Origin of the sequence: Sphingobium sp. V4 (assembly GCF_029590555.1) — a bacterium.
Classification (GTDB): domain Bacteria; phylum Pseudomonadota; class Alphaproteobacteria; order Sphingomonadales; family Sphingomonadaceae; genus Sphingobium.
The window spans coordinates 143,662-166,328 of record NZ_CP081002.1 but is presented as its reverse complement, the minus strand read 5'-3'; the positions used below and the strand labels follow the sequence as shown (position 1 = coordinate 166,328).

General features: G+C 65.5%; 16 protein-coding genes and 4 pseudogenes. 12 read left to right on the top strand and 8 right to left on the bottom strand.

The annotated features are described in order from the left end of the window. Positions 1 to 181 precede the first annotated feature (181 nt). The 7 genes and pseudogenes from K3M67_RS16575 (at position 182) to K3M67_RS16545 (ending at position 7,936) form a co-directional block, all read left to right on the top strand. Positions 182 to 3,787 carry a TonB-dependent receptor gene (locus K3M67_RS16575; protein WP_285833471.1) on the top strand — a complete coding sequence of 1,202 codons (3,606 nt, stop codon included), beginning with the start codon at positions 182 to 184 and terminating at the stop codon, positions 3,785 to 3,787. A 3-nt stretch (positions 3,788 to 3,790) separates the two neighbouring features. Next, positions 3,791 to 4,000: pseudogene (locus tag K3M67_RS16570) on the top strand (acyl-CoA dehydrogenase family protein); the annotation flags it as partial. Continuing rightward, positions 3,997 to 4,164 carry a hypothetical protein gene (locus K3M67_RS16565; RefSeq protein WP_285833470.1) on the top strand — a complete coding sequence of 56 codons (168 nt, stop codon included), beginning with the start codon at positions 3,997 to 3,999 and terminating at the stop codon, positions 4,162 to 4,164. The pseudogene K3M67_RS16570 and the gene K3M67_RS16565, both read left to right, overlap by 4 nt. Continuing rightward, positions 4,164 to 4,764 (top strand): annotated as a pseudogene (locus K3M67_RS16560) (phosphotransferase family protein). Before K3M67_RS16565 ends, K3M67_RS16560 begins: the two are co-directional and overlap by 1 nt. A gap of 82 nt (positions 4,765 to 4,846) precedes the next feature. Further along, positions 4,847 to 5,947 (top strand): helix-turn-helix transcriptional regulator, encoded by a 1,101-nt coding sequence (locus K3M67_RS16555; protein ID WP_066858939.1) that lies wholly within the window; start codon positions 4,847 to 4,849, stop codon positions 5,945 to 5,947. 107 nt (positions 5,948 to 6,054) lie between these two features. Further along, positions 6,055 to 6,615 carry a DUF3237 domain-containing protein gene (locus tag K3M67_RS16550; protein ID WP_285833469.1) on the top strand — a complete coding sequence of 187 codons (561 nt, stop codon included), beginning with the start codon at positions 6,055 to 6,057 and terminating at the stop codon, positions 6,613 to 6,615. Between the two features lie 25 nt (positions 6,616 to 6,640). Then, positions 6,641 to 7,936, top strand: coding sequence for an MFS transporter (locus tag K3M67_RS16545; RefSeq protein ID WP_285833468.1), 1,296 nt, complete (start codon positions 6,641 to 6,643; stop codon positions 7,934 to 7,936). A gap of 40 nt (positions 7,937 to 7,976) precedes the next feature. On the opposite strand, the gene K3M67_RS16540 is transcribed toward K3M67_RS16545, so the two are convergent. Then, positions 7,977 to 8,831: an amidohydrolase family protein gene (locus K3M67_RS16540; protein WP_285833467.1), complete on the bottom strand. Its 855-nt coding sequence runs from the start codon at positions 8,829 to 8,831 to the stop codon at positions 7,977 to 7,979. Positions 8,832 to 8,987: 156 nt separating this feature from the next. On the opposite strand from K3M67_RS16540, the gene K3M67_RS16535 reads away from it, so the two are divergent. Next, on the top strand, positions 8,988 to 9,869 hold the full coding sequence (locus K3M67_RS16535) for a helix-turn-helix domain-containing protein (protein WP_066858935.1): 882 nt from the start codon (positions 8,988 to 8,990) through the stop codon (positions 9,867 to 9,869). Between the two features lie 21 nt (positions 9,870 to 9,890). Here the strand turns inward: K3M67_RS16535 and K3M67_RS16530 are convergent, their stop codons facing one another. Continuing rightward, on the bottom strand, positions 9,891 to 10,895 hold the full coding sequence (locus K3M67_RS16530; RefSeq protein WP_285833466.1) for an Ldh family oxidoreductase: 1,005 nt from the start codon (positions 10,893 to 10,895) through the stop codon (positions 9,891 to 9,893). 107 nt (positions 10,896 to 11,002) lie between these two features. On the opposite strand from K3M67_RS16530, the gene speB reads away from it, so the two are divergent. Together speB and K3M67_RS16520 are read left to right on the top strand one after the other, a co-directional pair. Next, entirely contained in the window at positions 11,003 to 12,046 is a 1,044-nt protein-coding gene (gene speB, locus K3M67_RS16525) for an agmatinase (RefSeq protein WP_066858933.1), read from the top strand. Continuing rightward, positions 12,043 to 13,488 (top strand): APC family permease, encoded by a 1,446-nt coding sequence (locus K3M67_RS16520; RefSeq protein ID WP_285833465.1) that lies wholly within the window; start codon positions 12,043 to 12,045, stop codon positions 13,486 to 13,488. The genes speB and K3M67_RS16520 overlap by 4 nt, the downstream gene beginning before the upstream one ends. 8 nt (positions 13,489 to 13,496) lie before the next feature. Here the strand turns inward: K3M67_RS16520 and arsB are convergent, their stop codons facing one another. The 4 genes and pseudogenes from arsB to K3M67_RS16500 form a co-directional block, all read right to left on the bottom strand. Then, positions 13,497 to 14,567: an ACR3 family arsenite efflux transporter gene (arsB, locus tag K3M67_RS16515; protein WP_285833464.1), complete on the bottom strand. Its 1,071-nt coding sequence runs from the start codon at positions 14,565 to 14,567 to the stop codon at positions 13,497 to 13,499. Then, positions 14,564 to 15,028 (bottom strand): annotated as a pseudogene (locus K3M67_RS16510) (GNAT family N-acetyltransferase); the annotation flags it as partial. The pseudogene K3M67_RS16510 and the gene arsB, both read right to left, overlap by 4 nt. A gap of 84 nt (positions 15,029 to 15,112) precedes the next feature. Further along, positions 15,113 to 15,535 (bottom strand): annotated as a pseudogene (arsC, locus tag K3M67_RS16505) (arsenate reductase (glutaredoxin)); the annotation flags it as partial. Next, positions 15,532 to 15,882 (bottom strand): ArsR/SmtB family transcription factor, encoded by a 351-nt coding sequence (locus K3M67_RS16500; protein WP_285833463.1) that lies wholly within the window; start codon positions 15,880 to 15,882, stop codon positions 15,532 to 15,534. The pseudogene arsC and the gene K3M67_RS16500, both read right to left, overlap by 4 nt. A gap of 175 nt (positions 15,883 to 16,057) precedes the next feature. On the opposite strand from K3M67_RS16500, the gene K3M67_RS16495 reads away from it, so the two are divergent. Next, entirely contained in the window at positions 16,058 to 17,833 is a 1,776-nt protein-coding gene (locus K3M67_RS16495; RefSeq protein ID WP_285833462.1) for a tetratricopeptide repeat protein, read from the top strand. Between the two features lie 72 nt (positions 17,834 to 17,905). Here the strand turns inward: K3M67_RS16495 and maiA are convergent, their stop codons facing one another. Beyond that, a complete protein-coding gene (maiA, locus tag K3M67_RS16490; protein ID WP_285833461.1) occupies positions 17,906 to 18,541 on the bottom strand; it encodes a maleylacetoacetate isomerase in 636 nt (211 codons plus the stop codon). A 77-nt stretch (positions 18,542 to 18,618) separates the two neighbouring features. Beyond that, positions 18,619 to 19,653 (bottom strand): LacI family DNA-binding transcriptional regulator, encoded by a 1,035-nt coding sequence (locus K3M67_RS16485; RefSeq protein WP_285833769.1) that lies wholly within the window; start codon positions 19,651 to 19,653, stop codon positions 18,619 to 18,621. A gap of 289 nt (positions 19,654 to 19,942) precedes the next feature. Between K3M67_RS16485 and K3M67_RS16480 the strand changes: the two genes are divergently transcribed. Continuing rightward, positions 19,943 to 22,663 (top strand): TonB-dependent receptor, encoded by a 2,721-nt coding sequence (locus K3M67_RS16480; RefSeq protein WP_285833460.1) that lies wholly within the window; start codon positions 19,943 to 19,945, stop codon positions 22,661 to 22,663. Positions 22,664 to 22,667: the final 4 nt, after the last annotated feature.

Here is a 22,667-nt window from a genome sequence, read left to right as displayed (position 1 = left end):
AGACCAATATGATTTTTCGGATTGATTTGTCCGACAAGGCGTGTCACCCATCATCACAGAATCCCAAATAGGGGTTCGTGGGGTTATATGCTGGGAGCTGACCAAGGGTCGCTCCAGGTCCGTAGAGAGGGGCAAACTCCCCCGGCGGATGTCAGTCCCGGCGACAGGGTGGAGAGGGTGCATGAAACATCGAATCGATGTCCGTCATATCATGGTTGCGACCGCGTCCTGGTCGGCGCTTGGGCTGGCCTTGCTATCGGGGGGGCAGGTCGCCGCGCAATCGACCGGATCATCGAGCGTAAGCGAAGCCGACATCGTCGTGGTCGGATCGCGCGCGAGCCAGCAGTCCGCCAACAATCGCAAGAAGGACGCCAAGACCGCGACCGACTCGATCGTCGCAGACGACATCGGCTCCTTCCCTGATCGCAACGTCAACGAAGCCATTTCCCGTATTCCCGGCGTCGCGCTGGGCCGCAACGAATTTGGCGAGGGCGAATCCGTCGCGGTGCGTGGCAACGGCCCCGACCTGACCCGCGTCGAACTGGACGGCATCGGTGTGCAGAGCACGACCGGCCTCGCATTGGGCACATCGGGCGGGCGCAGCGCCGACCTGCGCGAACTGCCGGCCGAAATCGTGAAGAGCGTGGACGTGGTCAAGGGTTCGACCGCAGACATGACCGAAGGGTCGCTCGGCGGATCGGTCCAGATCAAGACCCGCACCGGCCTGGACTTCAAGAAGCCCTATTTCTCCTTCCGGGGCGGCGCGGGCCAGAATTCGCTGGGCAAGGACTGGACTCCCGACTTCAATGCGGTCGCGGCGCGCAAATTCTTCGACGACCGCCTCGGCGTCATCGTCAGCGGCAGCTATTCCAAAATCCAGAATAACGGCCATGGCTACGAGACGACGACCAGCAACAATCGCGGCTATGCCCGCCTGTTCGACTTCGACCAGTCACCGGAAAAAACGTTCGAATATAATCCGAGCGTGATCGGCACCGATGCCGCCGACGTCCTCTTCCCCAACAGCAGCGAAACGCCGCGATCGCTGATCACCAAGTCCGCTTCGGCCCAGAGCAAGGCGGATTGCTTCAACCTGTTCCCGCACAATCCGACCGGAACGACCGGCCAGCGATCGCAGCGCATCCTGGAACAGCAGAGCTGCCTTAACCAGTGGAACGATTATACGCCGTCGCTGCTGCGCAATTTCATGAACACCCAGACCGACGAGCGTTACGCGATCGACGCCCGCCTGGACTATCGGCTGACCGACAATCTGACCGTCTTCGCGAAGGGCACCATGGCCAATCGCAAGGTGCATGACCAAAATCGCAGCCGCAACCCGGTGACATTGTTCGGGCAGAATATCAACGGCACCTTCGTCGACAGCACGACAGGCTATCCGCGCAGGCGCACCGTGTCCCCGACGGCGCCCGCAGGCTATTATCTGTTCGACGGCCTGAACAATGTCGGTAACAATGCGACTTTTGGCAATGTGCTGAACGTCGTGCCCGGCAGTGTCGTGGTGGACGACAGTCACAATGTCACGCAGATGACCCTCACCAACAATGCGGTGAATATCGACCAGATCGAAAACACGATCGACACCAAGACCAAATATGGCCAGTTCGGCGCAGAATATCGCGGCGACCGGCTGGAAATCGACGCCATGGCAGGGATGACGCAGGCGCGGTCGAGCCGGGGCGACATGCGAACCTCGCGCAATTACGCCTATGGCGACGCGACGCTGACGCTTCAGCCCAACGGGCTTTGGGACGTCGCGCTACCGGACAATTATGACGAGACCAACCCGGCGAACTTCGTCCAGCTGAACGCGCCGACCTGCATCGGCGGCGGCACTGCGCCGACCTGCATCGGCCAGACCGCCGTGGCCGCCGGCCCGAACGGCCCGGCGACGCCGGCCTACACGGTCGGGCAGATGCCGCTGACCACGCCATCGTTCGGCGTATCCTATTCACCGCAGCTGGGCGAATCCTCCGAACGTATCGCGAAGCTCGACATCGCCTACAAGACGGACGAGTTCCTGCCCTTCATCACGCGGGTGAAGGTCGGCGGCATGTACCGCAAGAACAAGCTGGATCGCTGGGGCGGCGGCGGCTATACGGTCAGCAGCGCGGTGGGCACCTTCGGCCAGCCTGGCTATGTGCCCGCCGTCATCGTGCCGACCGCCAACGTCCGCGGCACGCTGCGCGCCTGCCAGCCGACGGCGGGCTCTTCGGCGCCGGGCGGGCTTGGCTGCAATTATGGCTTCGTTCCCAGCACCAACCCGCTGAACGTCCGATCGGGGGTGGACACGCTGACGCCAGGCGATCTGGAAGCGCTGTTCCGCCGGACGCTGGAGGACAGCGATTCCCAATATTTCGGCGGCCTGCCCAACCGCGGCAACTTGCCGCCCGCCTGGCAAGGCATCCGTACCGACGAACTGTTCGATGCGCTCGGCGCTTCGCAATATATGAATTTCGATTGCCTCAAGACCTGCATGGGCAGCGACGGCCAGATGTATGACCAGCCGGTCACGCGCGTCCGCGAAGAGATCAAGAATATCTACGCGATGCTCGACTTCGAACAACAATTGCCCTGGGGCCTGGTCTTCAACGGCAATGTCGGCGTGCGCGGCGTGTTCGCAAAGGTCAGCGGTTCGGCGCTGCTGACGCTGAGCACCATCCGCACCACCCCGACCTTCAATCCGGCCGACCCCGACAATCCGGGCGGTATCATCGTCCAGACCTTCAGCCAGAATACGACGCTCAACGCCAGCACCAGCGACTGGTTGCCGAGCTTCAATTTCAACCTCTGGGGCTTCAACGACACAGTGGCGCTGCGCCTCTATGGCGGCAAGACCGTGGCGCGGCCGTCGATGGACCGCCTGATCGCCGGCGGCACCTGCACCATCGACCAGCGCAGCCTGCTCGACACATCGGGCGACGATATTTTCGGCTGCACCGGCCGGGTCGGCAATCCGGGGCTGCAGCCCTTTACCGCCTGGAGCTACAACGCATCGCTGGAATGGTATCCCAATGCCGATACGTTGCTGTCGGTCGCCTATGGCAAGCTGGACGTGAAGACCGGCAATCCGATCGCCGTGACCCGCATCGCCCGCCCCTTCGCGGGCAGCGATCAGGTCGACCCGGCGACCGGCCAGCCGCTATCCGACTATGAGTTCAGCTATCCCACCTGGGACAATGGCCCGGGCTACAAGCGATCCATCTGGGAGTTTTCGGCCAAGACTGCCTTCACCTTCCTGCCCTGGTTCCTGAAATATACCGGCGCGGACGTGAATATGTCGATCCTGGGTTCCTCAGCCACCACCGGGCAGCAGGATCCTTTGACCGGCGACGTGATGGCACCACCCGAAGAATCGAAGCGCTACCTGAATGCGTCGCTCTGGTATGACGACGGCAAGATCAACATGCGCGTCGCCTACCAGAAACGCAGCGCGCGGTTCTCCTGCATCACACCGTGCGGCGGGAATAATATCGACATCAATTATCCCGGCGAACAATGGACCAATGTCCGCCTGGTCGCGCCCGGATATAATCCCGGCGTACCGCGCTTCATCGACTCGACTACCTTCATCGATGCGAAGATTTCCTACAACGTCACGCGCAACTTCCAGATCTACATGGAAGGACGCAACATGACGCGGGAGGCCGCCACGATATCGACCGGCAGCTATGTTCCGTTCGCGGACGGCACGCCACGCGTGATGCGCCTGTCCTATGGCGGCCGTCGCATCATGGGCGGCATCCGCATCCAGTTCGGCAATTGAGGCGCGAAGGGCGCGGTCAGCGAGGCGCTGATGCGCGTGTCGGACAAATGCGTCCAGGTGATGGGGGGCACGGGCGTTTCGGGCGACACCGTGGTGGAGCAAATCTTCCGCGAGGTCCGCGCCTTCCGTATCTATGACGGCCCGACCGAAGTGCATAAATGGAGCCTGGCCAAGAAGATCAAGCGCGACTTTCTGAAGGCGCAGGCAGTATGAGCAGCGGCGCGGAAGCCAATGCCGGAACGACGGCCGTGCGCGAGGGCTATGCCTTCGACGAGGGCGCGCTCGCCGACTGGATTCGGGCGCACATCCCCGACTTTTCCGGGCCATTGACGGTCGAGCAGTTCAAGGGGGGGCAATCCAATCCGACCATCGGCTAGTGACCCCGGCCCGTTCCTATGTCTTGCGGCGCAAGCCGCCGGGCCTGTTGCTCAAGGGCGCCCATGCGATCGAGCGCGAGGTCAAGTTACTGACAGCGCGGGAGCAGGCGGCCTTCCCCCTTCCCCATATTTTCGGACTCTGCGAGGATGGCGACCAGATGGGCACGCCCTTCTACGTCATGGACCTGGTCGAGGTGCGGATCTTTTGGGACGCTAACCTGCCCGACGTCCCGCGCGACGAGCGTCCGGCCTATTTTGATGCGATGAACGCCGCCATGGCCCAGCTTCACAGTGTCGATGTCCATGCCCGAAAACATCCCGCCGGACGACGAAAGCGCGATCGTCCATGGCGATTTCTGCTGTGACAACATGATATTCCACCCCCGCGAGCCGCGTGTGCTGGCCGTGCTGGACCGGGAATTGCCAACGCTGGGCCTTCCACTGGCCGACTTCGCCTATCACGCGATGATGTACCGGATGCCACCCGAGATCGTCGCGGGGCTGGCCGGCGCGGACCGGCCGGGTCGGGGTCGATCACTGGCTTTTCTACATCGCCTCCAACTTCTTCCGGCTGGCAGCCATCGCGCGGCGCGGCCTTGAGCGCTGATGCGGGGACGAAGCGGCGCGCTGCCCTGCGCCGGCGGGATTGCACCTCCCAAATGGGAGGCTATAATGCCATGCCATGCGACTGGACGACAATGGATTGCTGGCCGCGCTGCACGAGGGGATATTCGAGCAGCCGCTCTGGCACGGCTTCCTGGAGAAACTGCGCGCGCGGACCGGCGCCCTCTATGTCGCGCTCGCATTCCGCCCGATCGACGAGGAGGCGATCGTCGAGCTGCATACCGGCCCGGCCACGCCGCCCCATCTGGACCGGCTGTTCAGCGAACAATATGATCGGCGCGATCCGTTGCCCTACAGGGACATGCGCGAGGCGCGCGTCTATACGCTGGACGAGTTGCTCAACCCCCTCGACCCGGTGCAGCGCGCCTATCGGGACGATTTTCTGCACGGCCTCGGCATCGCCGACATGCGATCGGTCCGGGTCGCGGAACCCAGCGGCGTCGATGCGTGGCTGACCTGTGCGGGCGACCATCGGATCGGATCGACGGTGAGCGCCCTGCTGACGGCGCTGGTGCCGCATGTGCGGATCGCGCTGCGCAGCTTCATCGCACTGGAGCGCGAACGGTTCCGTTCCTCCCTGACATCCGACGCTTTCGGACGGTTGAACTTCGGCTGGCTGACGCTGGATGCGCGCTGCCGCATCATCGACATGACCCCCCATGTGGAGCAGCTGTTCCAACGCACGGCCGTCCTGCGCCGGGGCCGCTATGATCGGCTGACGCCTGCGTCGCCCGCAGTGGATCGCACGCTGACCGCGCTCGTCAAATCCTATACCGAAGCGGGCGAGGGCCGCCCGCGTGCGTTCAACCTGAGCCGCGACCCCTGGATGGACATGCTGGTCACGCCCGTCCACAGCCGCTTCGCATCACCCCATTCCAAGCCTGTCGCCATCGCCTATCTGAGCGGAGACCGCTGGTCCCATGCCGATCGATGCGACCAGCTGGCCGATCTGTTCGGGCTGCTGCCCAGCGAAGCGAGGCTGGCCTGGGCTATTGCCAGCGGCTTTTCCATCCAGGAAGCCGCGGTGGAACTCGGAATCACAGTGGAAACGGCCCGCAACTATTCCAAGAAAGTCTACGCCAAGACCGGCGCACGCGGCCAGGCCGAGTTGGTGCGCAATATCCTGACCAGCGTGCTGTCGATAGCAGGCAACCCCTGAGCGGGCGCTGCGGCGGCCCATGTCACGACGAGCACAGTGGCCGGAAAGATCGACGTGCGGGAGACGATCCGCTACTTCCATGACACGAAATGACAGGGGGAGAGGATATGGAAGAGCCGCTGCACCGGCGTGGCCTGCTCAAGGCGATGCCTTTTCTCGCGCTGGCCGGCGGCGTGCCGACGGCCCAGGCCGAGGAAACCGACACCCTGCCCGCACCGCCGCTGATCCTCGCCATGCGGCTGCGGGTGCTGATCGGCCCGGCGCAGGAACTGGGCATGGTGGACGGTGCGCGCAAGCGGGTCATCCCGATTGTCGGGGGCAGCGTTGACGGCCCGCGCCTGACCGGAAGGGTCTTGCCCGGCGGCGCCGACTGGCAGACAATCCGCTCCGACGGCACGGCCGACATCCTCGCCCGCTATTCAATCGAGGCAAGCGACGGCAGCATCCTTTCCATCGTCAATCCCGGCTATCGGCGCGGCCCCGCTCCGGTCCTGGCCCGGATCGCGGCGGGCGAGGCCGTGGATCCCGCTCTTTATTACTTCCGCACGACCCCGCGCTTCGAGGTGGCGAGCGAAAGTCCCCACGCCTGGCTCGGCCGCACCGTCTTCCTGTGCAGCGCCGCACGCTATAAGGACCATGTACGGCTCGATATTTTCGAAGTCGGCTGAACAAAAAAAACGACATGGAGCGAGGATGACCGATATCAGGCGTCAACTGGACGAGGCGTCCATGGGACGATTGCAGATTGCCGGGATCATCCTGTGCGTGCTGCTCAACGCGCTCGACGGGTTCGACGTGCTGGCGATCAGCTTCGCATCGCCAGGCATCGCCGCCGAATGGGGAATCGATCGCGCCGCGCTGGGCCTCGTCCTCTCGATGGAGCTGATCGGCATGGCGGTGGGATCGGTCCTGCTCGGCAATCTCGCCGATCGCATCGGACGCCGCCCGACCATCCTGGGCTGCCTGGTCGTGATGGCAGTCGGCATGGGCGCTGCGACACAGTCGTGGAACGTCCTGTCCCTATCCGTTGTGCGCCTTGTCACGGGGCTGGGCATCGGTGGGATGCTGGCCTGCACCAATGCGATGGTCGCGGAACTGGCGAACGCCCGCGCCCGCAGCCTGGCCGTCGCGATTATGGCGGCCGGCTACCCGGTCGGAGCGATCCTGGGCGGTTCGGTCGCCTCGCAACTTCTGGTCGCGGGAGGGTGGCGGGACATCTTCCTGTTCGGCAGCCTCGTGACCGCGCTCTTCCTGCCGGTCGCGCTCATGCTGTTGCCCGAATCGATCGGCTTCCTGCTGCAAAAGCGACCGACCGATGCTCTGGCGCGGATCAACCGCCTGCTCGACCGCATGGGCCATGCCCGCGCCGAAACCCTGCCGCCCGTCGACCATGCCGCGCCCAAACCATCCTTCGCGGCGCTGTTCGCGCCAGGCCTGGCGAGGACGACCATCCTGCTGACGCTGGCCTATTTCTGCCACATCATGACCTTCTACTTCATCCTGAAATGGATCCCCAAGATCGTGGTGGACATGGGTTATGCCCCTTCGGCCGCGGGCGGCGTGCTGGTCTGGGCCAATGTCGGCGGGCTGCTGGGTTCGCTGTTGCTGAGCGCCCTGAGCTGGCGCCTGCCGGTACGCGGGCTCGTGCTCGTCGCCATGATCGGGTCCACCATCATGGTGACGGTCTTCGGTCAGACCCAGACGACGCTGGCGGGCCTCAGCTTCGTTGCCGGCGCTGGCGGCTTCTGCACCAATGCCGCAGTGGTCGGCCTCTATGCGCTGGTCGCCCAGTCCTTTCCTACTTCTGTCCGGGCGGGCGGCACGGGTATCGTCATCGGCGTCGGGCGGGGCGGCGCAGCGCTCGGGCCAATCCTGGCCGGATTCCTCTTCGCAATGGACTATGGCCTGCCGCTGGTCGCATTCGTCATGGCGCTCGGGTCGCTGGCGGGCGCGCTGCTGCTGGCCATGCTGCGGCCACGCACTGCCTGACGCGGCGCGGCGTCGGGGGCTGGAGCGGGGGCCCGCCAGATCATGCGGCCTCCGCGCCATCCAGCCCATAGAAGGCTCGAGCGGCGCCCGAGAACAGCGAAACCCTCGCCGTTTCATCCAGATCGCCTGCCAGCCGCACCATATCATCGACCCAGTCGACATAGCTGTTGCCCATGTGCAGGAGCACCGGCCAGTCGCTGCCCCACATGGCGCGGGCCCCGAAGCATGTCAGGATATGCTCGACATAGGGAGCCAGCGCATCCGCCGCCTGCCCCAGAGCCTGCTCGGTGCGCAGTCCCGACAGCTTGCACCAGATATTGGGATAGCCAGCGAGCCGGGCCAGTTGGTCCCGCCACGGGTCGAGGATCATGGCCGCCGCCCGCGGCTTGGCGCCATGATCGATGACGATGGGCAATTGGGGCCAGCGTTCGGCGAAGCGAGCCATGGCAGGCAGATGGCGTGGCTGGATCAGGGCGTCGAACCGCAAGCCGTGCCGCAGCATAGCCTCGATCGCGGGCGTCAGATCATCGCGCAACATCCATGCGCTGTCGGCAATGTCCTGAAGCATCGGCCGAAGGCCGACCAGTTTGGGATGCGCGGCGAGCCGGGCGATCCGCGCCGGAGCCGCCACGTCGTCCAGCGCGACCCAGCCCACCACGCCCATCACGAGCGGATCATCGGCTGCCAGGTCCAGCATCCAGTCAGTGTCGCGGTCGTCCGGCTGGGACTGAACCAAAATGCTGCCGATCATGTCGATCTCCGCCGTCGCACGAAAGAGGTCGTCGGGCAGGAAGTCGCGATGGAGCAGGGGCCACTCCGCATCCGGCCACGTCTGGCCAGGCCCGCCTATGCGCCAGAAATGCTGGTGCGAATCGAGGATTTGCGGTCTCTTCATGCCATCATCCCCACCCGGGCTTCCTCTCCATCCCTGCAAACCCGATCGATTGCGTGCAAGATCGGCGACGGCGTTCGATAGCATTGGCGCGGGCCGGGGTAAAAGGTCCGCACGCTCGACATTGTTGGCCCGTCCGATCCCCCCTATGGTCGAACGATGTCGACGGCCTCCGTTCCCAGCTTCTACCTCTATGGCGAACCCCAGCGCAGCGTCGCGGAAGGTTTCGTGCATGTCGAAAGCCTGGACGACCGGTCCCGGCCGAGCGAATGGACCATAAGGCCGCATATCCATCGCGACCTCAACCACATCATCCTCATCGCCGAGGGCGGAGGCGCGATGCAGGCGGAGGCCATGCGCGTCAGCTTCGAGGCGCCCTGCCTGCTATTGATCCCGACCGGCGTCGTCCATGGCTTCACCTGGTACCGGGAATCGCGCGGTTATGTCACGACCATCGCCGATACCTATCTGCGCGACCTTGTGGCGCGCGATCCCGACCTGACCCCGCTATTCACGCACGCCCATGCCGTCACCCTGCCCCAGGAGGAAGGCCCGGATGCCGAGGCGATCATCGCCCGAATGGCGAAAGAGCTTGGCTGGTCGGGGCCAGGCCAGCGTTCCGCGGTGGAATCCACTCTGCTCCTGCTGATGGTGCTGGCTGTCCGCCACGCGACCCTTGCCAGAAGCACGCAACCGGGCACCGCGCGCCAGGCCGCGCTGGTCGCACGCCTGCGCGAACGGATCGAACAGCGCTTCCGGCAGCGTGAGGCGATTCCGGTTTATGCGAAGGCGCTGGGGACCAGCCTGACCGCACTACGCCAGGCCTGTGCCCGCGTCGCCAATTGTTCGCCCGCCCAGATGCTGGACGACAGGGCGTTGCTGGAAGCACGACGCCTGCTCCTTTACTCCCAATTGTCGGTGACGGAGATCGCCTATGCCGTAGGCTTCGAGGATTCGGCCTATTTCTCCCGCTTCTTCACCCGCCACATCGGCCGCTCGCCGCGCGCCTATCGCATGGAGCGGCAGACGAGATCGTCCTGACCGTCGACGCGCCAGGCCGGATCACCCCATCAGGCTCTCCAGATGATGGAGCATGGCGGCGCTGACCGGGACGCCATCGCGCAGCGCCTTTTCCCGCGCGGCGAAGCGACGATCGCCGGGCATACGGTCCTGCCCTGCCGCACGCAGCGTAGCTACCAGATGCTCGACGCGGGCGGCGAAACCTGCCGCGGGGCCAGCACGCGCCGGATCGATCAGGATCAGACACTCGCCGGTGCAGGGCGTCTGCGCGCCGGGGTGCGCCGACCAGTCGACCTCGTGCGAGTAGAGACCCCCGGTGAGCGCACCCGCCATGATCTCGATCATCATCGCGATCGCGGCGCCCTTGTGCCCGCCGAAAGGCAGCAGCGCGCCGCCGTCCAGAACCGCGCGTGGATCACGGGTCGGCTGGCCCGCCGCATCCACGCCCGCGCCGGGCGGCAGTTCATGTCCGTCGCGCGCGGCGATCTGCACATCGCCATGCGCGAGGACACTGACCGCCTGGTCGAACACAAGGATGCGCCCACCTTCGCGCGGCGCGGCGAAGGCAAGCGGATTGGTGCCATAGACCGGACGCCGGGCGCCGGGCGGCACCACCACGGCCATGCTGTCCACCATGGCGATCGCCACCAGGCCCGCCTCCGCGAAAGGCTCGACATCGGGCCAGAGCGCCGCGAAATGATGCGAACGGCGGATCGCCACGACGCAGGCGCCGGTCTTTCGCGCCATCGCCATCGCCAGCGGCGCCGCCGCGGCCAGTGCGGGCTGGGCGAATCCATTGGCGGCATCGACCCGCAGGAAAGACGCGCCGGCATCCTCGACAACTGGCGTTGCCCGCCCGTCAACCCAGCCGCTCCGCAGGGTCGCGACATAGCCCGCCATCCGAAAGAGGCCATGACTCATGGCGGCGTCGCGCTCCGCGCCCGCGCAGTTGCGGGCGAGACTATCCGCCACCAGCGGCGACGCGCCGTTCGCCAGGAAGATGCGACGCAGCAACGCCACCAGCGCTTCGAAATCCATGTGCGTCATGCCACTACCCTCCCCCGCTTCGGCCGGCGAGGCAACGCCCAGCCTGCATGAAGCCATACGCCATTTGCCCCATTGCCGCCCCTTCGGCGCCGTACAGACTGGTCGCCATGCCCACCGATCCGCTCGATCTCGACGACCTTCGCCGCCTCTATGCCGGGAGCGGCGGGGCGGACATTCATGATCCTCATTTTCGCGAAGTCGCCGGGTTGCAGTTCAAGAACGGCGACAAACGGCGTTGGCCCTTCGCGCAACCTTCCACGCTGCTCGACGCGCCCTATATCGCGGACGGACTGACAGCCCTGACGCTGGATGCGCTGGATGTCGCGCTGATCGGCGTGCCCATGGACCTGGGCGTAACGAACCGGCCGGGGGCACGCTACGGTCCTCGCGCGGTCCGCGCGGTGGATCGGATCGGTCCCTACGAACATGCGCTGCGGGTCGCGCCGATGAACCAGCTCAAGGTCGCGGACGTGGGCGACGTGCCGATGCAGAGCCGCTATGATCTGGCGCTCTGCCATGCCGATATCGAAGGTTGTTATGCCATGATCGGCGAGACCCGCGCGATTCCGCTGTCGGTCGGCGGCGACCATTCGATCACCGGGTCGATCATGAAGGGACTGGCCCGCGCCAAGGGGCCGATGGGGATGGTGCATTTCGACGCCCATTGCGACACCGGCGGCATCTACGAAGGCTCCAAATTCCATCATGGCGCACCCTTCCGCGAGGCCGTTCTGGCGGGTGTACTGGACCCGAGGCGCTCCATCCAGATCGGCATTCGCGGCGGCGCGGAATATCTGTGGGAATTTTCCTACGCATCCGGGATGACGGTCATCCACGCAGAGGACTGCGCGGCGATGGGCATGGACGCGGTGATCGCGAAGGCGCTGGAGGTTGTGGGCGACGGACCGACCTATGTCACTTTCGATGTCGATGGGCTCGACCCCGTCTATGCGCCGGGAACGGGCACGCCCGAAGTCGGCGGCCTGTCCACGCGCGAGGCGCTGCATCTGCTGCGGGGGCTTGCCGGCATCGACATCATAGGCGGCGACGTAGTGGAAGTCGCGCCCGAATATGATCCCGGCACCGTGACGGCGCAGGCGGCCGCGCAGATGCTGTTCCAGTTGCTCTGTCTGGTGCAGTTGCGGCGATGAGCGAGGGCAGTGCGCCCGCCGGACCAGCGCTGCGGCGCGGCGTGACCGGCCCCGGCTTCTTCGCGCTGGCTTTCGGCACGATCGTCGGGTCGGCCTGGATGGTGCTGATGGGCGAATGGGTCAGCCCGGCCGGACCGGGAGGCGCGGTACTCGCGTTCCTTGGCATGACCTTGCTGATGGTGCCGGTCGCCGCGGCCTATGCCGAACTGGTCGCGCGCGTACCCCGCGCGGGGGCAGAGTTCGTTTTCGTGGAAAAGGCCTTTGGTCCCTGGCCCGGATTCATCACCGGATGGTTCCTGACCCTCTATTTCGTCGGCATCTGCGCCTTCGAGGGGCTGGCGCTGTCCTGGTTCCTCGAAAATCTCCTGCCCTCGGTCGCCGGACAGCCGCCGCTCTACACATTGCTGGGCAAGCCGATCACCATCCTCGACCTCGCCATAGGACTGGCCGGGGCGGCCGTGATGACGGTCCTCAACGCGGCCGGGGCAACGATCGCGGTGGGTTTCCAGAAGGTCGTGACGTTCAGCTTTCTCGCCGCATCCGCCATGCTTGTCCTTCTGGGTTTCGCGCAGGGTGATCCGGCCAATTGGCGTCCCCTGTTCGAATCGGCGCAGGATCGGAGCTTCATCGGCGGCATGTTCGTCATGCTGGGTGTCGCGGGCATGTGGCTGTCGGGCTTCCAGACCGCGGCCTCGGCGGTAGAGGAACGTGCCCCCGGCACAAGTTTCCGCACCGTCGCCAAGGCCATGACGCTGGCAGTGCTGACGGCCGCCCTCTTCTACAGCCTCATCATTCTCGCTTCCACCTCACTGCTCCCCTGGCGCGCCCTTACGACCGGCGCGCTGCCCGTCGCCGCCGCCTTCGATCAGGCGCTGGCCGGCGGCATCGCAACCAAGGGCATCCTGCTGGTCGCGATGGCATCCCTGCTGAAGACCTGGAACGCCATGCACCTGTCCGCAACGCGCGTCATCCTGGCGCAGGCGCGCGCGGGCTTCCTGCCCTCCATGCTGGCGCATGTCGACGCCAGAAGCGGGGCGCCGCGCCGCGCGGCGTTGCTGGTCGGCGGATGGACCTGCGTCGGGGTGCTGGCCGGGCGCGGCGCCATCAGCCCGATCATCGCGATGGGCACCATCTGCACGACCGCCATTGCCGCGGTCGCGCTGCTGGCGCTGATGCGCCTGCGCGCGATGAACGAGGGCGGAAGCGCGCCCGCCTATGTCCTGCCGGGTGGCCGGCCCCTCCTGCTGTCGATCACGCTGGGCGCGACGATCGTCGCGATCGCCGCCGTCGTCGCGCCCTTTGGAGTGGCTGCGGGCGTCCCGGTGGAAATCTGGCTGATGCTTGGCTGGGCGCTACTGGGTGCGATGCTCGTTTCGCTGCGTCGGCTCTGGGCCGCGATGGTTCTGACCCGCATCGACCGGCAAGGCATCTCGCGCGCCTGATCGCCATATCACGCCGCTTCGCGGGCCGAGAGCGTATCGGGAAACCATCGCCGCCCGAACCAGAAGGCTGCGCTCACCAACAGGACGAGCACGGGGACTTCGACCAGCGGGCCGATGACGGCGGCAAAGGCGACCGGTGAGGCAAGGCCAAAAGACGCGATGGCCACGGCGATCGCAAGTTCGAAATTATTGCCCGCAGCGGTGAAGGCGACCGCGGTCGTGCGTGGATAGTCGCTGGCAATCAGCTTGCCCATGACGAAGCTGATCGTGAACTGGACAACGAAGTAGACAGCAAGTGGGATAGCGATGCGGATGGCGTCGACCGGCAGGGTAACGATGTCCCGGCCCTTCAGGCTGAACATGGCGAGAATGGTGAAGAGCAGGGCGACCAGCGTGATCGGCCCGATCCGGGGCAGGAACACCCCCTCATACCAGTCCTGGCCCTTGGCGGCGGCGAGCCATGTCCGGGTCAGATAGCCGGCAAGAAAGGGGATGCCGAGATAGATGCCGACCGCTTCGGCGATGGTCCGGAAGCTGACGTCAATGACGCTGCCCTCCAAGCCGAGCAGCGGCGGCAGGAAGGCGAGGAAGAACCAGGCATAGGCGCTGAAGAACAGGATCTGGAAGAGGGAATTGAAGGCAACCAGCGCCGCGACATATTGATTGTCGCCGCGCGCCAGCTGGTTCCAGACGATCACCATGGCGATGCAGCGGGCGAGGCCGATGAGGATGAGGCCGGTCATATATTCCGGCTCGTCGCGCAGGAAGATCACGGCGAGTGCGAACATCAGCACCGGGCCGATGATCCAGTTCTGGATCAGCGAGATCGCCAGCACCCGCCGGTCTTCGAACACGCGGGGCAATTCCTCATAGCGGACCCGCGCGAGGGGCGGATACATCATCAGGATGAGGCCGATGGCGATCGGGATATTGGTGGCACCCCAGGACAGGCTGTCGATCGCCGCAGGCAATCCTTCCACCGTCGTGCCGAGGACGACCCCCAATGCCATGGCCAGGAAGATCCACAGGGTCAGATATCTGTCCAGAAAGGACAGGCGCGGCCGTGGGCAAGGGGTCATTCGGGTTCCTCGGGAGGGGGAGCCGCATCGCCGGCACCCAGCGGAATCTGCATATAGACGGTGTCGAGCCAGCGACCGAACTTGCGTCCCACCGAGCGCATCCGGCCCCTATGCTGGAAGCCGAGGCTGGCGTGAAGGGCGACCGACGCGGGTTCGCCGCCCCCGATTACGGCGATCATCTGGCGGAATCCGGCAGCCTCCGCCCGCGCCAGAAGGGCCGCGAGCAGCGTCTTGCCGACGCCTTGGCCGAGATGGCGGGGATCGACATAGATCGAATTCTCGCAGGTCGAGGCATAAGCGGGACGATCGCGAAACTGGGTCGCATAGGCATAGCCGACCACCTCGCCGTCCGCTGCCGCGACAAGGAAGGGCCATCCGCGCGCCACACAGTCCCGGACCCTTGCCTCGGTCTCGGCCGGGGATCGTGGCACCGTGTCGAAGCTCGCTGTGCCATGCCGGACGTGATGGGCATAGATGGCGGCAATGGCGGGCGCATCGGCATGTGTCGCCGGACGAACCATGACCGTCGGTCGAACATCCGCCATTATGCGGCCACCATCGGCGCCGATCACCTGTTCGCCATCTTCCTTGGCGAAGGCGCCGCGTTGCGCCGCCGGGATCAGCGCCAACACCGCTTCGGACGGGCGGCAGAGCCGCACGCCCAGCGGCGAGACGACCAGCGGCCGGTTGATGAGGATGGGATGGGCCATCATCGCGTCGACCAAGGCCTGGTCCGACAGGCTTTCATCGGCGAGGCCCAATTCGGCATAGGGCGTCCCCTTTTCGCGCAGCAGCGCACGGGTGGTCATGCCGGACCGGGCGATCAGGTCTTCGAGCATCGCACGCGACGGCGGCGTCTTGAGATATTCGACGACATGCGGCTCGATCCCCGCATTGCGGATCATCGCGAGCGCGTTGCGCGACGTGCCGCATTCCGGATTATGATAGATGATGAGGTCGGCCGTCATGCACCGGCCTCCGCCGCGACGCCGCAGGCCGCAGTCGTCAGAAGATCGGCACAGGCGCGCGGATCACCCTGACAGCAATCGGCGGTGAGGAAGGCGAGAAGCGCCTGCATCCCGGAATAATCGGCGGCATAATGGATGAGCCGGCTTGTGCGTCGGGAGGTGACGAGCCCGGCCTGCTCCAGCTTCGCCAGATGATGAGACATGGTGGAGGGGGGGACGTCCATCGCCTCCGCCAGAGCGCCGGCGATCATGCCATCGGGACCGGCCTGCATCAGCAGGCGGAACACCGACAGCCGTGTATCCTGCGCGAGTGCGCCGAGCGCCCCGACAGCTCTGTCCTGATCCATATCGCACCTCACGATTCGATGATTGCGGAAATATCGTAATATAGGCGCGCAGTCCATTCTGTTTCGGTGAAGCGGGCAATGGCCAAGCGCCCGCCATGATCGAATGGACTACTGGTCCGGCTGGTTTCATGCTAAGGAAACCGACCATCGACCCGCTCTGGATTGGGAGATGGCGATGACGAACATCCTTCATTCGGTGGCGCTCACGGCTGGAGCCGGGCTGTTGATGAGCGTGAATGCGACACCGGGAGCAAGCTATTCTCCCGCCGTCATGGCGTCGCTCGATCCGACCCGGCTGGTCCGCACGCTTTGCGGCGGAAAGACCGCCGGCATTTCAATGCGTTCGAGGATCGCGCTGGCCGCCACTGTGGTGTCGGCCACGCCGGAAGGGCGTGCGCCGCTCTATGAGGAACTGGGAACGGTCCGGTTCCCGATCACGACCGCCAATCCCCTCGCCCAGCGATATTTCGATCAGGGACTCGCACTCGCCTATGGCTTCAACCATGCCGGGGCGATCGCGTCCTTCCGTGAAGCGCAGCGGCTCGACCCCGACTGCGCGATGTGCTTCTGGGGCGAGGCGCTAGCGCACGGTCCGAACATCAATGCGCCGATGGACCCCGCCGCCAACGCGCGGGCGGTGGGCCTCGCGCGCTATGCCGACTGGCTCGCACGCAAGGCCACTCCCGCCGAGCAGGCTCTAACCGCGGCAATGACGGCACGCTATTCGGCCGAGCCGAACGCGGACCGACCGGCGCTGGACGCCGCCTATGCCGACGCGATGCTCGCTGCGGCGGCTGCCCATCCCACCCATGACGATGTCGGCCTGCTGGCCGCCGAAGCCGCGATGGACACGCGGCCCTGGGATTATTGGCTGGCGGACCGCCGGACGCCCCAACCCCGACTGGGCGATGCAATCGCGCTGGTAGAAACCGTGCTGGCCCGCAATCCCGACCATCCCCAGGCGGCCCATCTTTATATCCACCTGATGGAGAACGGCCCCGACCCGAAGCGGGCGGAAGCGGCCGCGGACCGGCTCTCCAAGCCGCTGGCGCCCCGCGCGGGGCACCTGGTCCATATGCCGGCGCATATCTACTACCGACTGGGTCGCTGGCAGGATTCGATCCGGGTCAATATCGCGGCGGCACGCGCGGACGAGGCGTGGATCCGCTCAAGCGGCGACACCGGACTGGTGCGCTACGGCTATTATCCGCACAATGTCCATTTCATCGTCACGTCGGCGCAAATGGCCGGGGACATGGGCACCGCGCTGCGGGAAGCGGGCAAGCTGAACCAGATCCTCAGTCCGGCCATCAGCGGCAAGATCGCCTGGATACAGGCGATCCATGCGTCGCCCTATTTCGCAGCGGCGCAATTCGCCACGCCCGAACAGATATTGGGGATGCGCCCGCCCGATGCGCGGCTGCCCTATGCCGTGGCGATGCGTCATTATGCCAGAGCCGTCGCGCGCGCGCGGCAACGCGACAAGGCGGGCTTCGAGCAGGAACTGACCGCGCTGCGCGCGGTGCGCGACGGCGACGCCGTCCTGCCGATGATCGCGCAGGGCGTGCCGGCCCGCGACCTGATGCAACTGGCCGAGACCGTCGCGCGCGCCCGGTGGGCCTATGCCAATGGGGAATATCGGCAGGCGGAAAATCTCTACCGCGAGGCGATCGCGACCGAAGAGAAGATACCCTATATGGAGCCGCCCTTCTGGTATTATCCCGTTCACCAGTCGCTGGGCGCGGCATTGTACCGGCAACGCCGATATGATGAAGCGGCGCAGGCATTCAACACCGCGCTGATGCAATCGCCGAACAATGGGTGGGCGCTTTACGGCGTCGCTGCCTCGCAACGGTCGCTGGGGCGCAAGGCGCACGCCGAAGCGGCCGACGGCGCGCTGAAGCGCGCGTGGGTGGGCGATCCCGGCTGGCTGAAGATGGACCGGCTGTAGGCGCACGCGAAACCGGTTATTGGGGTGTCTGGTGAAGAGACCGCCCGGTCCGTGCGGCTCGACATGCCGCCGCTATTCCGCGTCGGGCTGATTCTGCGGTGCGGCTTTGGTGAAGGCATCCAGCGCCAGACAGGCCTGCTCCACCGCCGCCAGACGCGGCCAGCGCAGTGTGACGCCGAAACGCCTGGCATTGACCAGTTGCGGGACGAGAAAGATGTCAGCCAATGTCACCTGATCGCCGAAGCAGAACGGCCCTTCCTCCCCCGCGATCAACCGATCGAAGGCATCTAGCCCTTCGTCGATCACCTGGGCGGCCCACGCCTTCACCTGCCCCTCCGCAAGGCCCAAGCCGCGCAGCCGGTCGAGTATCCTAAGGTTCTGCACCGGGTGGATGTCGCAGGCGATGATCTGCGCCGCCGCCCGGACCTTCGCCCGGCGCATCGGTCCGTCGGGCAACAGCCTGTGTCCGGCGACCGTCTCATCCAGATATTCGCAGATGGCGAGGCTCTGCGTCAGCACCGCCCCGTCCATCTCCAGCGTCGGCACCAGTCCCTGCGGATTGAGCGCCAGATAGTCCGGCGCCCGCTGCTCGCCCTTGCGCAGATGGTGAAAGGCGTCGGCATAGGCGACGCCTTTCAGGTTGAGGGCGATCCGCACCCGGTAGGATGCGGTCGAGCGGAAATAGCCGTGAAGGACGGGCTCAGTCATCGGCTTTTGGCCCATGTGCCTGCCGCTCCGACAATGTGGTCACGCATTCGACTCCTTCCAGGGGTAACGTCGCGCGCTCAACCGACCGTGCTCCGGCGCACCACCAGCCGCGCCGGGAGCATGGTCGGCGGCAAGGGCCGATCCTCGACCTGCGCCAGCACCGTGTCGACCAGCAATTCGCCCGCGCCCTTCATGTCCTGCATGATGGTGGTGAGCGGCGGGCTGGTCAGGCTGGCGGCGGGGATGTCGTCGAAGCCGACGATGGCTACGTCCTGCGGCACTGCCAGCCCCGCTTCGGCCAGCGCGCGCATCGCGCCGATGGCGATCAGATCGCTGGCCGCGAAGATGGCGTCGAACGTCGCGCCGCGCGCGATCAGCGTCCGGGCGGCGGCATGGCCGGCATCCTCGGCGGTCAGCGCGTCGACCTGCAACGCCCGGTCCGGGGCGATGCCCTGCGCCGCCATGGCGTCACACAGGCCCCGATAACGATCGGCAAATTCAGGATAATGTTCGTCGGCATGACCGAGAAAGGCAATCCGCCGCCGGCCCTGCCCCAGCAGATGCCCGCCCGCCAGCCGCCCCGCGCCCACATTGTCCGATCCCACCGTCGCCCCGATATTGCGATCGTCCACCGACCCCCAGCGCACGAAATGCGTGCCGTGGCCGACGAGCTGCTCCAGCCGCTGCTTGTAGAGCGTGTAATCGCCATAGCCGAGCAGGATCAATCCGTCGGCGCGGTGGCTGTCCTGGTAGCGGACATGCCAGTCATCCTCCATTTTCTGGAAGGAGATCAGCAGGTCCAGCCCGCGCGCGGCGCATTGCCGGGTGATCGATCCCAGCATCGAGAGGAAGAAGGGATTGATATTGGATTCGTCGGGGGTCGGATCCTCGAAGAAGAGCAGCGCGATGGTGTTCGAGCGCTGCGACCGGAGCGAGGACGCATTCTTGTCGACCGAATAGTTGAGTTCGCGTGCGATCGCCTCGATCCGCTCGCGCGTGGCGAGGCTTACCGACCGGGAACCGCGCAGCGCACGGCTGACGGTGGGCTGCGACACGCCCGCCAGATAGGCGATGTCGAAGCTGGTCGGCTTGCTGCTCGGCTGGCGGCCCATCTGTGTCTCCCGCGCGATGCCCTGCGCCCCGCCATGGTAGAAGCCTGCGGAAAACAAGGCAATCGCGTCCTTTCGGGCAGACGGCGTCGTGGCATCCCGGCCACAGTCGGCGCTGTCGAAGCGCGGGCGCATATTATGCGTATACGTATGCCATATGGCCTGGCGGGCCGGACGGGGCGTAAGACGGCGCCACCGCGGGGAAGTGGCGCTGCACGGCCATGCTCGCGGAACGCAAGGGTTTCCGCGCCGGCGATAAGGGTCCGTCCGGTGTCACAGGGGAGAGGATTAAGTGGCCAACCAGTTCGACCGCGCTCATTTGCTGGGCGCTTCCATCTTTGCGATCGTCGCGGCGACCGGGGCGGCTCCCGCCTTCGCCCAGGAGACGGCGCCAGCCGCAACACCGCAGGCCGAAACCGCGCCCCAGGATGATCCCAACAGCACCATCGTCGTCACCGGCTTCCGCGCGGCGCTGGAAAGCGCGGTCAACGTCAAGAAGAACGCGCAGACGATCGTCGAATCCGTGTCGGCCGAGGATATCGGCAAGCTGCCGGACGCATCGATCGGCGAATCCATCGCCCGCCTGCCCGGCCTGACGTCGCAGCGCCTGTTCGGTCGCGCCAACTCGATCGCGATCCGCGGCGCCAGCGCGGACCTGTCCTCCACCACGCTGAACGGTCGTCCCCAGACATCGACCGGCGAACAGCGCAATGTGGAGTTCGACCAGTATCCCGCCGAAGTCGTGAGCCGCGTCGACGTCTACAAGACGCCGCAGGCGAACCTCATTCACCAGGGTCTGGTCGGCACCGTCGACATCCGCACGATCCGCCCGCTCGATTATGGCAAGCGGCTGATCGCCGTCGGTGCGCGTGGCGTCTATGCGGACCTGGGCAAGGTCAATGCCGACAGCAAGGACAAGGGCTATCGCCTGACCGGCACCTATGTCGACCAGTTCGCTGGCGACCGGATCGGCGTCGCCCTGTCCGTCGCCTATAGCGACGAACCCTATCAGTCCAAGGAGTTCGAAGCCTGGGGCTATGCCGACACGCCCGACGGCAACAAGGTGATCGGGGGCATCAAGCCGTTCGGCGTGTCGACCCAGCTCAAGCGCCTGGGCATCCAGGGCGCCGTGCAGGTGCAGGCCACTGATACGCTGATGCTGACCTTCGACGGTTTCTACGGCGACTTCACGGACAAGCAGATCAAGCGCGGCGTAGAATTCCCGCTCTACTGGAGCGGCGCGAGCCTGGTGCCGGGCAGCACCGCGCTCGACGGCAATTTCATCAAGAGCGGCACCTTCACCAATGTCGAGGCCGTGGTGAACAACCATGGCTATGAGCGCACGTCGACCATCTTCTCGGGCGGCTTCAATGCCAAATATACTGGCGATGACGGCTGGTCGGCCAGCTTCGACTTCGGCTATTCGCGCACCGACCGCAGCGAATTGTCGCTCGAATCCAATGCGGGCACCGGGGCGGGCGCGGGTAATGGCGCGACCGACACGCTCGATTTCGTCAGCGGCAGCAAGGGTACGCGCTTCACGTCGAGCCAGCTGGACTACAGCAACCCGGACCTGATGGTGCTGACCGATCCGCTCGGCTGGGGCGCAGGCGCGCCGCTCGGCCACCAGGAAGGCTATTATAACGACCGTATCATCGACGACGAACTCAAGAGCTACCAGCTGGAGTTCGGCAAGGAAGTCGACAGCGGCTTCCTGTCGAAGGTGACGGCGGGCCTGGGCTATACCGACCGAACCAAGTCCAAGACGCCGGAGGAATATTTCCTGAACCTGGCGAACGGCGCGACCTCGCTCGTCCTGCCGCAGCAATATCGACTGAGCGCCACGGACCTGAGCTTCATCGGTGTCGGCCCGATCCTTTCCTATGATCCGTTCCAGCTGCTGGCCGATGGCGTCTATGTGAAGACGCTCAATCCCAGCAAGGACGTGCCGGCCAAGGCCTATTCGGTGACGGAGCGCGTGATGTCCGCCTATCTGATGGCCGACATCAAAGCGGCCGTCGGATCGGCCGAACTGACCGGCAATGTCGGCGTGCTCGCCCAGAATACCGAGCAGAAGTCGCGCGGCTTCGTGAACCTGGCCGCAGCCGACCTGGTGCCGACCACGCGCGGCGCCAATTACTGGGACGTGCTGCCCAGCATGAACCTGTCGCTGCGTTTCCCGACCGACTTCGTCATCCGCCTGTCGGGCGCGCGCGAGATCCAGCGCCCGCGTTTCGAGGATATGAAGGTGAGCCTCGACTATGGCTATAACACGGCCAGCGGGGTCATCACCGGCACCGGCGGCAGCCCGACGCTTCGTCCCTATCGCGCCTGGGCAGCGGACCTCAATTTCGAAAAATATTTCGGGACCAAGGGCTATCTGGGCCTCCAGTTCTTCTACAAGAAGCTGGAAAGCTACGTCTATCGCGAAACCGTGCCCTATGACTATACCGGCTTGCCCGTCACCCTGCCGCCCGGCGTGACCAACATGGTCGGCACCATCACCCGGCCGGTAAACGGCCAGGGCGGCAAGCTCTACGGCTTCGAGGTCGCCGGCACCGTTCCGTTCGACGTCATCACGCCGGCGCTGGAAGGCTTCGGCCTGACGGGCGGCGCGGGCTATACCAAGACCAGCATCAAGCCGGGCGTCGGTGCATCGGCGGAAGACCTGCCCGACTATTCGCGCTGGGTCGCCAACGGGACGCTCTTCTTCGAGAAATGGGGCTTCTCGGCGCGCGGATCGGTCCGCTACCGTTCCGCTTTCGTCGGCCAGTTCGTCGGCTTCGGGGGCGAGCGCGAGCTGCGCCGGGCCTTGGCGGAAACGATCGTCGACGCCCAGATCGGCTATGATTTCCAGAAGGGCAGCGCGTTGGAAGGCCTGTCGGTCTTCCTCCAGGGCCAGAATCTGACCGACGAGCCGTTCGTGTCGGTGGACACCGGCGCGTCGATCCAGATCCGCAACTATCAAAGCTATGGCCGCCGCTTCATGGCGGGCTTCAACTACCGCTTCTGATGTG

What these genes read in the sequence shown, in the direction of transcription:
- K3M67_RS16575 (WP_285833471.1), top strand. Translation starts at nt 182, where the DNA reads ATGAAACATCGAATCGATGTCCGTCATATCATGGTTGCGACCGCGTCC.
- K3M67_RS16565 (WP_285833470.1), top strand. Translation starts at nt 3,997, where the DNA reads ATGAGCAGCGGCGCGGAAGCCAATGCCGGAACGACGGCCGTGCGCGAG.
- K3M67_RS16555 (WP_066858939.1), top strand. Translation starts at nt 4,847, where the DNA reads ATGCGACTGGACGACAATGGATTGCTGGCCGCGCTGCACGAGGGGATA.
- K3M67_RS16550 (WP_285833469.1), top strand. Translation starts at nt 6,055, where the DNA reads ATGGAAGAGCCGCTGCACCGGCGTGGCCTGCTCAAGGCGATGCCTTTT.
- K3M67_RS16545 (WP_285833468.1), top strand. Translation starts at nt 6,641, where the DNA reads ATGACCGATATCAGGCGTCAACTGGACGAGGCGTCCATGGGACGATTG.
- K3M67_RS16540 (WP_285833467.1), bottom strand. Translation starts at nt 8,831, where the DNA reads ATGAAGAGACCGCAAATCCTCGATTCGCACCAGCATTTCTGGCGCATA.
- K3M67_RS16535 (WP_066858935.1), top strand. Translation starts at nt 8,988, where the DNA reads ATGTCGACGGCCTCCGTTCCCAGCTTCTACCTCTATGGCGAACCCCAG.
- K3M67_RS16530 (WP_285833466.1), bottom strand. Translation starts at nt 10,895, where the DNA reads ATGACGCACATGGATTTCGAAGCGCTGGTGGCGTTGCTGCGTCGCATC.
- speB (WP_066858933.1), top strand. Translation starts at nt 11,003, where the DNA reads ATGCCCACCGATCCGCTCGATCTCGACGACCTTCGCCGCCTCTATGCC.
- K3M67_RS16520 (WP_285833465.1), top strand. Translation starts at nt 12,043, where the DNA reads ATGAGCGAGGGCAGTGCGCCCGCCGGACCAGCGCTGCGGCGCGGCGTG.
- arsB (WP_285833464.1), bottom strand. Translation starts at nt 14,567, where the DNA reads ATGACCCCTTGCCCACGGCCGCGCCTGTCCTTTCTGGACAGATATCTG.
- K3M67_RS16500 (WP_285833463.1), bottom strand. Translation starts at nt 15,882, where the DNA reads ATGGATCAGGACAGAGCTGTCGGGGCGCTCGGCGCACTCGCGCAGGAT.
- K3M67_RS16495 (WP_285833462.1), top strand. Translation starts at nt 16,058, where the DNA reads ATGACGAACATCCTTCATTCGGTGGCGCTCACGGCTGGAGCCGGGCTG.
- maiA (WP_285833461.1), bottom strand. Translation starts at nt 18,541, where the DNA reads ATGACTGAGCCCGTCCTTCACGGCTATTTCCGCTCGACCGCATCCTAC.
- K3M67_RS16485 (WP_285833769.1), bottom strand. Translation starts at nt 19,653, where the DNA reads ATGGGCCGCCAGCCGAGCAGCAAGCCGACCAGCTTCGACATCGCCTAT.